Annotated in this window: 10 protein-coding genes and 1 pseudogene; 5 read left to right on the top strand and 6 right to left on the bottom strand. The window is 37.1% G+C overall.

The genetic code is table 11. The features are described 5' to 3' along the window. A partial coding sequence (locus AVJ19_RS11375; RefSeq protein ID WP_162626591.1) for a TerD family protein occupies positions 1-584 on the bottom strand: 584 nt, incomplete at its 3' end. Between the two features lie 359 nt (positions 585-943). On the opposite strand from AVJ19_RS11375, the gene AVJ19_RS11370 reads away from it, so the two are divergent. The 5 genes and pseudogenes from AVJ19_RS11370 (at position 944) to AVJ19_RS11350 (ending at position 5,937) form a co-directional block, all read left to right on the top strand. Then, positions 944-1,891: an ATP-grasp domain-containing protein gene (locus tag AVJ19_RS11370; protein WP_228203353.1), complete on the top strand. Its 948-nt coding sequence runs from the start codon at positions 944-946 to the stop codon at positions 1,889-1,891. Positions 1,892-1,958: 67 nt separating this feature from the next. Next, a complete protein-coding gene (locus AVJ19_RS11365; protein ID WP_111859815.1) occupies positions 1,959-3,080 on the top strand; it encodes a phosphoribosyltransferase domain-containing protein in 1,122 nt (373 codons plus the stop codon). After that, the gene (locus AVJ19_RS11360; protein ID WP_111859814.1) at positions 3,070-3,852 is read left to right on the top strand and encodes an HAD family hydrolase; all 783 of its coding nucleotides are present in this window, start codon (positions 3,070-3,072) and stop codon (positions 3,850-3,852) included. Before AVJ19_RS11365 ends, AVJ19_RS11360 begins: the two co-directional genes overlap by 11 nt. Continuing rightward, complete coding sequence (locus AVJ19_RS11355; RefSeq protein WP_111859813.1) at positions 3,845-4,999, top strand: cysteine protease StiP domain-containing protein; 1,155 nt, start codon at positions 3,845-3,847, stop codon at positions 4,997-4,999. The genes AVJ19_RS11360 and AVJ19_RS11355 overlap by 8 nt, the downstream gene beginning before the upstream one ends. A 4-nt stretch (positions 5,000-5,003) precedes the next feature. Next, a pseudogene (locus AVJ19_RS11350) lies at positions 5,004-5,937 on the top strand (HpcH/HpaI aldolase/citrate lyase family protein). A 73-nt stretch (positions 5,938-6,010) separates the two neighbouring features. Here the strand turns inward: AVJ19_RS11350 and AVJ19_RS11345 are convergent. From AVJ19_RS11345 to AVJ19_RS11325, 5 genes are all read right to left on the bottom strand, one after another. Then, a complete protein-coding gene (locus tag AVJ19_RS11345; RefSeq protein ID WP_111859812.1) occupies positions 6,011-7,540 on the bottom strand; it encodes a helix-hairpin-helix domain-containing protein in 1,530 nt (509 codons plus the stop codon). Positions 7,541-7,605: 65 nt separating this feature from the next. Continuing rightward, positions 7,606-9,477, bottom strand: coding sequence for a PP2C family serine/threonine-protein phosphatase (locus AVJ19_RS11340; RefSeq protein ID WP_111859811.1), 1,872 nt, complete (start codon positions 9,475-9,477; stop codon positions 7,606-7,608). 42 nt (positions 9,478-9,519) lie between these two features. Beyond that, positions 9,520-10,572 carry a TerY-C metal binding domain-containing protein gene (locus AVJ19_RS11335; protein WP_111859810.1) on the bottom strand — a complete coding sequence of 351 codons (1,053 nt, stop codon included), beginning with the start codon at positions 10,570-10,572 and terminating at the stop codon, positions 9,520-9,522. Positions 10,573-10,639: 67 nt separating this feature from the next. Further along, on the bottom strand, positions 10,640-11,275 hold the full coding sequence (locus AVJ19_RS11330) for a vWA domain-containing protein (protein WP_111859809.1): 636 nt from the start codon (positions 11,273-11,275) through the stop codon (positions 10,640-10,642). Between the two features lie 47 nt (positions 11,276-11,322). Further along, the gene (locus AVJ19_RS11325; protein ID WP_111859808.1) at positions 11,323-11,964 is read right to left on the bottom strand and encodes a TerD family protein; all 642 of its coding nucleotides are present in this window, start codon (positions 11,962-11,964) and stop codon (positions 11,323-11,325) included. Positions 11,965-11,967 lie beyond the last annotated feature (3 nt).

Here is an 11,967-nt window from a genome sequence, read left to right as displayed (position 1 = left end):
GGCGTTGGCGTTGGCGTTGGCGTTGGCGTTGGCGTTGGCGTTGGCGCAGCTTGTGTCGTATCTGCGGAAATTTCAACACCAAAATTTTCTGCTAATGGTTTTAAACCACCATTAAAACCTTGATTTACAAAACGGAATTTCCATTTTTCATTGTGCTTATACACTTCTGCCAAAATCAACGCTTTTTCAGTTTTTTGTTGCGTTTCAACTGTTGCAGTTGCCACAATTTGACCATTTTCCAGCACTTCCAATTGGATTGGTGCTAGGGCATTCACTGCATGTGGTTCACTTAATGTTGCACAAATCGCAATTTTGTTGATTTGTGAATCAATCATTGCCGTATTTAAGCTCAATTTCGCCACATAAGGCGCTTTACTTGATGACTCAGTTAATGCCACGCTACGATTTGCAGTATGCAATTGTCCATAAAAGATCATGTCTTGATCACCACGAACTTTTTGCGTTGTTTGCGCCAACTGATAGGCTGTAATGTCTAAATCGATATGCGCAGGAACATTTGTTTTTATTAAAATTTCAACATTTTGTTGCGTTAAGCCTGTATTACCACCTGCAATCAATTGCATATTATCCTCAAAAACTTTGTTATAAATCTATAAAAAATGAATTTCTGAATGAAATCAAAATTTAAACTAAGTAGGTTTAATATATTTGAATCACTTAGTTTTACCATAAAAATATGACAGACCATAGTATAAAAATCTTTTTTTTAACAAAAATACAAACAAAGAAGCCGTAAAAAAAGATTGCAAGTTATTCTAATTTAATTATATATTTCGCTTGATTTTAAACATTTAATTAAAATGTCACGTCTACACAGCATGTGAATTGTTTATTTTCTCTCATTTTGAGAAATAACCAAAGATTATCAAGCTATTTTATTATTTGGTTTTTTAAAACTAACCTATTGAGAATAAAGTTTACTGTGAAAGATCATTATACTGTTTGGGTTGCTGAAAGTTTCTCCTGTCAAAAAGATATTATTCTCGCCTTAAAAAATTCCTCACTTGCATCACACTTGCATATCATCTGTTCACATAATTTATTGCGACCAGAATTACAACATATTGCTGATTTGTTTGTTCATCAACCACGAATTGAAGAAGCTGCGGATTGGCTATTAGAACAATGTATTCAACACAAAGTTGATCTGCTATTTTGTGGAAAAAGAGCGCAATATATTGAACCTTATCGTGAACAATTTGAACAACACAATATTCAACTGATCACAGGTGCAATGTCCCTCAATGAACTAGACAGCATTGATGATAAATTTGTCTTTACTGAAAAGTGTAAAAAACTGGGTTTACCGTATATTGACGCCATCAAAGCCGATTCGATCGATACATTAAAAAGTGCTATTGCTCAAGCCAAACAACAATTTGGTGAGATTTGTGCCAAACCTGTGCATGGTGTTTATGGTGCAGGTTTTGTGCGTTTAAAAGATGATATTGATTATTTTCAACATTTTAAAGCACCTTTCTTAGCCAATACACAACAGTTTATTGAAGCTTATGCACAATTGGATCAACCCACTGCATATTTGATCATGCCTTATTTAAATGGTGAAGAATGTTCTGTTGATATTGCCTGTGATCAAGGCAAAATTTTGGCACAAGTCACTCGAATTAAATATCAATTTCACCAAGAATGCTTTTTACAGCATCCTTGTCATGAAATTTGCACACAATTGGTTCAACATTTCAATTGTGACGGTTTGATTAATATCCAATTTAAAAAAGACCAACAGCAGCAATGGCATATTTTAGAAATTAATGCACGTCCCGCAGGTGGATTTGCCTATACCTTACATACTGGGGTGAACTTAGTCGCAGAGCTTTTGCGCAAAATTAAATCTCAATTTACAGCGTGAAACGACCATTTCACCTGTCAAAGTATTGCCTTTAGTACAAAGTTTTAAAATGGATTAAGATTAATTAATGAAAGAAATTGAATTAAGTCGTGGTTATCTTCGTGTTTCGGTTCGTCAACATCACCCACAATGGGATTTAGATCAATTATTAGGTTTTGCAGAAAGAATTAATCCCAAACGTGCTTTTTTGTTTGTTTCTAAAGTCTTAGGTAAACATATTCCTGTTGCACCTTCAACCATGCAACGCAGCTATGTGGATTTGTGTGCCTTAATTCCCAAAGACTTACCCTATCCCATTGCCGTGATCGGAATGGCTGAAACCGCTGTGGGTTTAGGTGCAGGTGTATACCGTGAGTTAAAAAAAGATTTTGCTGAAAATGCAATCTTTGTGACCACAACACGTCATCCTGTTGATGCTTTGCCGACATTGGGCTTATTTTTAGAAGAACATAGTCATGCTCAAGATCAATTCATTTTAAGTAGCCATGATCCCCAAAAGCATCAACATTTAATCCAATCCAAAACTTTAATTTTGGTAGATGATGAAATTTCTACAGGTAAAACTTTTAAAAATCTCATCACGAGTCTGAAAAATTCGGGACTTGAACAAGTTGAACGCATTATTTTAGTAACTTTGGTCAATTGGGCAGAAGAACATTTAAATGACCTCGATGTCGGCATTCCCATTGAAGTGGTTTCACTGCTGCATGGTTCATGGCATTGGCAAGCCAATCAAAAGCAAGTTGACATCAATATGCCTGATGTCAATAAAACCAACCAAGAAGCACAACGTATTATTGCGCCCTGTGATTGGGGACGTGAGCCAAGTTATTTAGACTGTCGTACTTGGGCAGATGTACACGTAAACAAGCCAAATGAAAAAATTTTAGTCTTGGGCTCAGGTGAGTTCAGTTGGATTCCTTTTCTCATCGCTGAAAAATTAGAGCAACAAGGCGCTGAAGTTTATTACAGTTCCACCACTCGCTCACCAATTATGCAAGGTCACGCCATCCAAAGTATTTGTGCATTTACAGACAATTACGGGCTAAACATCAACAACTATGCCTATAACGTGAGACATCAACAATTTGACCGTGTTTTATTGGTGATTGAAACAGAAAAACACAGTGTAGACCCTACGCTTTTTGAACAAATTGAAAACTTGGAAGTGATTCATTATGAACCATAAGCCTTTGGTTTTTGTCGATTTAGATGATACTTTGTTTCAGACCAATCGTAAGTCTGCACCCACTGATTTACATAAAATCGCCACGACAGATAAGTCTGGGCAACCTTTGTCTTATATGAAGCCCAAACAGCAAGTATTTGTAAATTGGCTATTTGAATCAACTGAAGTGATTCCTGTGACTGCACGTTCAGTCGAAGGCTTACAGCGTGTACAACTGCCTTTTCAATCTGGTGCGGTATGTTCACACGGTGGCACAATTATTGATGCACAACAAAATATTGATATGGCTTGGTGGAATATTCAAAAACAAGCAGCAACAAATTTAACTGATTTATTCAGTGAATTACCCAATATTTTACAGACAATAGCCAAAGATTTAGGTGCTGTCCGTACATGGATGCTTGAGGAAAATGGGTTAAAAATTTATAGTGTTGCTAAACAAAAGCAACCTGAAAATGGACTTTTTTTAGATCAATTGGTACAGCATTTACCCAAAGAAGTTTTAGAACATTGTTATGTGCATATCAATGGTAATAATTTAGCCGTCATTCCAAACGCGATATCTAAACAAAAAGCCGTTGAATTTTTTATCGAAAAATATGACCCACAAGGTGAACGTACCATTTTAGGTTGGGGCGATAGTCTTTCTGATGCAGGTTTCTTAGGCTGTTGCGACTGGTTTGGTATGCCGAAAAATAGCCAACTTGACCAATTCCTCACAGACAATCTAAGTCAAGATTATCAACAAAAAGGATTCTTGGGGCATGTCTAATTTAAGTGATATTAATCAAACATTGGCAAATCTTGGTTTTCATGGTTCGTATCGTCCTCAAGACATTACATTTTTGTTGAATGTCACCGAACTTCAGCCTACGCCTGTCGCAGAAAAAGAACGGCTGATTCAATCAGGCAAAAAGCATTATTCAGAAATGATCAGTGAAGAAAAAGCGCCCTCATCTGAACATTTAAAACATTTTCAACATGCTTTTACCCATGGTGCAAAACGCTTAGCGCAAGAGGTTCAACAACTGAGTCAAGCCTTAATGGCTCGTTTTTCACAGCAACCGATTGTCTTGGTGAGTTTGGTACGTGCTGGTGTGCCTTTAGGTATTTTGCTCAAACATTGTATCAGCCCAACGCAGCCGTGTTTTCATTATGGTATCAGTATCATTCGAGATCGTGGCGTTGATTTTGCCGCACTCAATGCCATTATTCAGCAACATGGCGCTGAAAATATTGTCTTTGTCGATGGTTGGACTGGTAAAGGTGCTATTTGCCGTGAACTGACCAAAAATCTACAACATTATCCTGAACTATTTGATGTAGGTTGGGACGTTCCTCGTCTTGTCACCTTGTCTGATCTTGGTGGCTATTCTTGGCTCAGTGCGAGTTGTGACGATTGGCTTATTCCTTTTGGTCTACTCGGTTCAGTGATTTCAGGTTTAACTTCTCGTAGTATTTTACGTGCAGAGCTTTCACAAACTGAAGCTGAATTGGATTGTCTAAATCCTGAAAAATGGCATAATTGTGTCATTTACACACATCTTGAAGCACATGATTTATCTGTACAATTCATTCAAGATATTTTAAATATCATTGAACAACATCCGATTCAACAAGATATTAAATGGGACAATAACATCCGCTTAGCACAGCAAAAATTATGCTTGGACACTGTCGCTTGGATCGCCGAGCAATATCAAATCCACAACATTAACCATATAAAACCAAGTATTGCTGAAGCCACCCGTGCTGTACTGAGACGTGTACCCGAACGCATTTTAATCCGTGATGAACACAACCCTCATGTTCAACTCTTATTACATTTTGCACAACAACAGCAGATTCCTGTTGATATTTTAGGTTCGAAATTAGGTCCGTACCATGCTGTGACCTTAATTAAAAACGTTGGAAAATAATAGAATGAAACAATTACAACACGCCATTGAACTTGGTGCGACCATGTATATTCCTGCCACCCATGAAAATTTATGGGACGTGACAGAAGGCAGTAAATTTACCAACTTAAAATCAATAGCAGTCTGTTTAGAAGATGCCGTTTTGGAAAAAAGACGTACAAACTGCAATGGTGAATTTAAAAGCATTATTACAACGCCGTGCAGAAAGTCCAAATCTAAAAGCCCCTGCGCTCTTCATCCGCCCACGCCATATTGAAATGGCGAAATACATTGTCGATTGGGATCTACACCATACGATCAGTGGTATGATTTTACCAAAATTCACCTTGCATAATTTAAAGCAATGGATGGAGGTTTTACCTTCTCATATCAACTTGATGCCAACCTTTGAAACCAAAGAAATTTTTGATATGGGGCATAATGTTGAATTGCAACAAGCTTTGAAATATGACTTTCATAAAACATTGTGTTTAAGAATCGGTGGCAATGATTTGTTATCATGTTTACACTTACGCCGCCCGAAAAACACCACGATTTATCAGACACCAGTCGGGATGCTCATTTCACAACTTGCAGGTCTATATATTCCCGCAGGTTTCCAACTCAGTTCCCCTGTCTGTGAACATATTGAAAATTCACAGATTTTATTGAGCGAACTGGAACAAGACATGAACAATGGCATTTATACCAAAACTGCCATTCATCCGACACAAATTGATTTTATTCATCAGGCTTTTCAAGTGTCAACTGAAGAGTTTCAAGAAGCGCAACAAGTCTTAGCCATTGATGCCAAAAGTGTATTTAAAAGCCAAGGTTCAATGTTAGAACCTGCAACACATCGCAATTGGGCTGAAATGGTATTATTACGCTATAAAACATTTGGCTTAAATAAGTCAAATTTAAACCATCAAAGTGATGTTTTTAAATTAAATGCTTAGATTAAAAAGCAATTAGAAACAATGCAATAAAATGGCGATCAATTCGCCATTTTATTGCAAATAAATTTAAGATCTAAGCTTCAACCATTTGAACCACCACCAAACGCCCACCATCTTGTTTAGACAATAAAATTTGTGCGCCTTCTTTTAACTCTACTTTTCCACCAATTGGAATCGGAGTCTTTGTGGTCACATCAGTTAAATCAGGCAAATCTTCATTCACCAACCACCAACGATCTTGATGCAACACAAAATAACCTTTGCGCTTCGCTTGCTCAGGCGTTAAACGCTCATTGGGTGCAACCATACTATTGGCATGCCATGCAAATAAAGACTGCCCTGTCCACACCATTAAACGATGATTATCAGGGCGATAACTTGCCCCTTGACGTGCCGAATATAGATTTAAAATCGGCAGTTTTCCTTTAAATGCCGTTTTACAAAATGGACAACTTGGCTGCGTTGTATTATCAAACACATACCACTTATGACTACACGATGGATTTGCACAGGGTTGTACCAAATCTACCGTTTTCACTAAGGCAACTTCCCAATCATTTGCCGATGGACGTTTGCTCGGTTCATGTAAACCATCAATAAAACTTTTATTAAATAATTCAGTCAAATAAGGACCTGTCACAGTATAGGGAATTTGCGCAGGATCAGCCCAAGGCAGTTGCGAAGGTTTGAGCTGATTGGCTTTCACTCGATTACTTTGGTCAGTTGGATGCTCTACAAATAAAGCACGTTCACCCATACCAAGATTTTCATCTTTCTGTGGATCATCCATGTCATGAATTTTACCGCCACGCAATGGATGGCGGTACAATAAATACATATAAATCAATACTGCGAGTGCATGTCGATCTGTGGTAATACTCGGTAAAATTCGTTTTGGATCATCTTTATTTAAATGGCTGGTCATGACCACTTCAGGCGCAATAAAGTCAGGCGTTCCGACTACATCAGGTGGATATTTTCCAGGAACAACCAAACCATCGACATCAATCACACATGCACCGCCCGTCACAGGATCGATCAACACATTTTTATAGGATAAATCTGAATGTGCCAAACCTGCTGCATGCATACGGCGCACCGCACGTGAAATTAAAATACTGATTTTTAAATAATTCAGCCAAGTTCCTTTTTCCCGATCATCTAAAAAACGATTCTGATTATTGGCACTGGCAAACCATTTCCCCTCTTTTTCTTTGCCTTTAATATTTAAAAAATCATTATTTTTTGAGCCATAATCAAAGAAAAATTGCTTTTTATAGGTAGGTGCGGTAATGCCCAATAAATCATTGTATTCAACTAAACCATCTGGCCAACAAAAAATATTCTTCCAATAATCACCACCAACACCATTAAAAATACCTTGCCATTTATTACCCACGATTTCTTTTAAACGGTCTTTTTGCTGTTCAAGTGCTGCTTTAGATTGATAAAATTTATTTTTTTCTTTGCTAAAAAAACATACCACATAACTACGATCAGGTGAAAAATACACATCTTTCATTGCCCCTGATCCAATCACTTCGTCCACAAACTCGATTGGACGTCCATCTACTGTAGTACATTTTACGATTTTTGCCGACATGTGCTTACACCTAATTTTTCAAATTTCTGTCTTTCAACAACATGAATATGCCCACTTTTTATGCTTTAATTTACTTGATTTTTCTTATATAAAGCTGCCAAAGTTCGATCATCATGATGCCCTGTTTTAAAGAAATGCATCCACTCCAAAAGTGCTTGTTCTGGTTGATCTTGCTGTAAAACAGGTTCAAGCTCTGCATACAAATCAAACCATTTCTGCTGATTTGCAAGTCCTGCATCAGTTTCAAAAACTGGATCTGAAATACCATCTGTCATAAGCAAAACGGCTTTTAAGTCTTTAAAACAGCCTATTTTAACCCGACTTCCCAACTCTTGATGAATGCTACGGTCTAAAAATTTGGTTTGCCCTGCATATTCACCACCGTCTGCAACATTCATCAGTCGTACCATGTCTTGACCAAATGCAGCGATTGCACCATCGCCCACAGAAAATGTACTGATCAAATTTTTCTCTGCATGTTGATAAACCACTGCAACCAAAAGTGTAGTTGAAAATGCTTTTGTTGCAACATTCTGCTCAGTAGCAAGTTGATCTAACTGAGTTAAAATTGAACGATAAATCTCATAATAAACATTATAAAATTGTTGATTTAATTTATTGGCAATTCTTTGCGTTTCAGCATGTTGAGGCTGATCTAGCTGCCACTGTTTAATATCTTCATTTAATGCATCAATGTTATATTCATTCAAATAACGTTGAAACTCTTTCTGTACAATCTCAACTGCAATCCTTGAACCTTCACGAGAATATTCCGCACTACCAGCCCCATCTGCAACAGCCAATACCGACCAATCACTATTTGCAATTTGCAGCAACGAAAAATCATCATCTCGGAAACTACCTGCATGTTCATGTGAACGACCTCGACGGCTTGCTGCAATGAGCTGATAATGTGGTGTATCTATACACAATTGGTCTGTATGTGCTTTGAAAAAAGCTTGCCCTGCTTCAGGCTCGATCACTTTCCATAAGCTACGAGGATCAGGGATGATATTTAAGCGACATTGCCCTGTATATACTTCAAAATTCACACGATATTGAAATGAAAAATCAAACTCATCCGCCTGTTTTGGCTCACCTTGAATGCTTTGTGTTGCCTCATCAAAATAAAAGTCATCATTTGGAAATTTAAAACTATCAGCAATATATTCTATGTCATCTACTTTTTGCGTGAAAATGATTTTAATTTTTGAATCGTAATGTTGTCCTGCACGTGCATTATCAACTTGAAACTTCAAATCATTTATTCTACGTTGTGTAAACACGTCTGTAATCTCGGCTCTATTTTGATCAATTTTTGCTTGTTGCTGCTGTTTTTCTTGTTCAAGTGTATGCTGGTCAACATCAAGTAATATCTCATCTAATGCAATCGTTGACTCATTTACGCTAGCAAACTCCGTAGATGCTATTTCTATATTTTCTGCATTATTTATACGATGATCATCATTTTGATTTTTGGAAATAGCAGCAATAGACTGATTTAAAATATTATTTTCTGATTTATCATCTATCTCTTTAGCATTATCACCTAGGCTATTCTCTAAAACATCTGTAGTTTGATCAGAAATATCTTGTTCTTCAGACTGCGTTAAAGTTGATAAAACAGTCGTATTTTCAATATTCAATTTAGAATGATCAGTATCTAATTCTGAACTTTCAACTAAATCTAATTGCGTTTGAGCTTGTTGAAGCTGACATTCATTTTCATGCGAATTATTTTGTTCATTCTCAATACATTCAGGTTCTAAAATCTCAGTCAGCAGAGGCTGTGTTGCAGATTGCTTTTTCAATTCGTAGACCAATTTTGACAATTGTTGCAACTGCTGTTCTGTTTCAAAAAATTTTATAAATTGATCATCTAAACCCAGCTCATTGACTGCTAAAATTTTCTTAATTTTACATGTTAATTCCTGCATACTTCCCTCTTTCAATGATCAATCATTTTATTCTTCAATAACTTAACCCTGTCCACGTGTTAGGTCAAAATCCCCACCTTCCGTACTAAAACTGACTTGACGGCGACACCAAGGACACACAACATATTCACTATAGCCGTCATAACACATCAAATTGCCACAACCACACATTGCAAATGCAGTATCTGCATAACAATGTGGGCATTGTGACCAACCTTCTAATTTTGAAGTATTAATTTGTGGTTTTTCAGCATTATGATCTGTCCAACTAAAATATTCTTCACTGATTGCTTCACAGGTTTCTAGTTTAAAATTGTATAGATTAATATTTAAGTCAGACAATCCACCATATTGTAAATTTCGACTATATTTCAATAAATAAGGATGCTGTAACTTTTGACAACGCCCAATAAATGTCACTACACGATCATCAGCATGACTTTTTCGGAAAGTTAGTTTTGATTTAGCTAAGTTCATATAGCGTTGATCAAGTGGAATCAGTTCTTCTGAGTTTTGGAAATTTGCCACACTGACACTTTGTGACACTACAGATGCACTGATCCATTTACATAAACCTTTGACATATTCTTGGTTGATTTGATCCACTGAAATACAATGCTCTGTCAATTCTTTTAAAATAGAAAAATCAACATCTTGCCCAAGCCCGATTACAATCAATGTCACACGATGGCTATATTTTGTTTTCCATTGTTGAATTGCATCTTGATAATCATCGGTTGGGCGACCATCAGTGAATAAATACACCACAGGCTTCCAATCACCTTTAACATCTGCGGTAGTTTTAATCACAGAACGGTCGATTTCTTTGCCTAAATGTTCAAGCGCTTTCCCTAAGTGCGTCCCACCACCCAAAGGTAATTCACAGCGTTGATAAGCATATAACTCGGTCAGTGGTACTAAAGTACGTACAATCCCCGCATAAGCAATCACTGAAACATACACCGTCTCAAGTGCATAAGGATCTGTGCGTAGACTACTCATAATAAAGTCAACGCCTTCTTGCACAGCAAGCAAAGGCTGACCCGCCATAGATTCTGAACAATCAATCACGAAAAATACAGGTAGTCGACGCATAAATTCACCTTATTCATTGTTATTTCAAATTTTTTATTGAAAATACATTCAGCATTTTGCAATGATTTTATAGCACCAATTGAATTTCAGAAGGTGGCGGTGGCAGTTCAATTGCATCAACCAAACCAGCACTGCTGCTTCCTGCGACCACACTTGCAGATACCCATTTAAAGAAACTTGCAAATGAGTTCGAATCCATCGAATCCAACACCACAACCTGAGACGTTAGTTGTTGCAAAGCTTCAGTTTTGGCTTTTGGACCTGCGGCACATGCCACAATCGTTGCAAAATTAAGCTGTTGAATAGTTGGAATAATCTGCTGATAAGCATAGACATCCGAAGGTGAACCATCGGTCATTAAAAACAAGAGTGGTCGCCAATCCCCTTTTTGCTCTTCTGTGGTTTTTTTGATATTTTTTTGCACATCTTCTGCCAATAACTCAAGTGCAGCTCCCATAAATGTTGCGCCTACACTCGGTACTTCAATTTCTGGCAATTGCACTTGATCCAAAGGCGTTAATGGCAAATAAATTTTTGCCTGCATATCAAAAGTAATCACACTCAAATGTACACTTTCCAACGCATAAGGATCTTGTCTAAGCGCACTCAGCATCGACTGTAAGCCAACATTCACCGAATGAATCGGCTCTCCACGCATAGAGCCTGAAGTATCTAATAAAATATAAACGGGTAGTCGACGCATATTTTTCTCTAGCTATTTTTTAGTAATAAAATGAACTATTCACGTGATTAAACGTATTGTTTTAACCATTCTACAAAGTTATCTGAGTCAGATGATGAACCAATAGCATTAAATTTCCAACCCGAATTTTCACGCACGAGCTCGGCAAAAAGTAAGGAACGTTGTTGTTCGTATTGCCCCTGACCTGACAAGTTAAAACGTACCATTTCTTTACCTGAAGCATCAACAGCACGAATGAAGGCATTTTGTACTTGTCCAAAATGTTGCTTATTCTTATTACCCTCATAAATCTGGACAATAAATACAATTTTATGATAAGTAGATGATAATGAATTTAGTTTGACAATGATCTGTTCATCATCACCATCCCCTGCACCTGTACGATTATCGCCAGTTAACCAAATATGACCTGATGGATGTTTGAGATTATTAAAGAAAATGACATCACTATTATTTAAAGTTGGATGACCTGAAGCATCTCGTCCAAGATTTTGCACTTTGCCATTGGCATCACACAAAAAAGCGATTACATCCAAATCATATTCAGCAGTTTGACCACCAAATAATCCCCCTAAAAAACCTTTCTTCTGCTCAGCAATATCCCAACCGAGTCCAATAGTCACCAGTGAAAGATTATTTTCAGCTTTCTCTAATGTTAGACCTTGTCCTTTTGCTAATGTAATACCCATGTT

The sequence above is a fragment of the Acinetobacter sp. CFCC 10889 genome, from assembly GCF_003268395.1.
Lineage (GTDB): Bacteria > Pseudomonadota > Gammaproteobacteria > Pseudomonadales > Moraxellaceae > Acinetobacter.
The sequence above is the reverse complement of the archived record's forward strand: the minus strand, read 5'-3'. Positions and strand labels throughout refer to the sequence as shown.

What these genes read in the sequence shown, in the direction of transcription:
- AVJ19_RS11360 (WP_111859814.1), top strand. Translation starts at nt 3,070, where the DNA reads ATGAACCATAAGCCTTTGGTTTTTGTCGATTTAGATGATACTTTGTTT.
- AVJ19_RS11335 (WP_111859810.1), bottom strand. Translation starts at nt 10,572, where the DNA reads ATGCGTCGACTACCTGTATTTTTCGTGATTGATTGTTCAGAATCTATG.
- AVJ19_RS11345 (WP_111859812.1), bottom strand. Translation starts at nt 7,540, where the DNA reads ATGTCGGCAAAAATCGTAAAATGTACTACAGTAGATGGACGTCCAATC.
- AVJ19_RS11340 (WP_111859811.1), bottom strand. Translation starts at nt 9,477, where the DNA reads ATGCAGGAATTAACATGTAAAATTAAGAAAATTTTAGCAGTCAATGAG.
- AVJ19_RS11365 (WP_111859815.1), top strand. Translation starts at nt 1,959, where the DNA reads ATGAAAGAAATTGAATTAAGTCGTGGTTATCTTCGTGTTTCGGTTCGT.
- AVJ19_RS11355 (WP_111859813.1), top strand. Translation starts at nt 3,845, where the DNA reads ATGTCTAATTTAAGTGATATTAATCAAACATTGGCAAATCTTGGTTTT.
- AVJ19_RS11325 (WP_111859808.1), bottom strand. Translation starts at nt 11,964, where the DNA reads ATGGGTATTACATTAGCAAAAGGACAAGGTCTAACATTAGAGAAAGCT.
- AVJ19_RS11330 (WP_111859809.1), bottom strand. Translation starts at nt 11,275, where the DNA reads ATGCGTCGACTACCCGTTTATATTTTATTAGATACTTCAGGCTCTATG.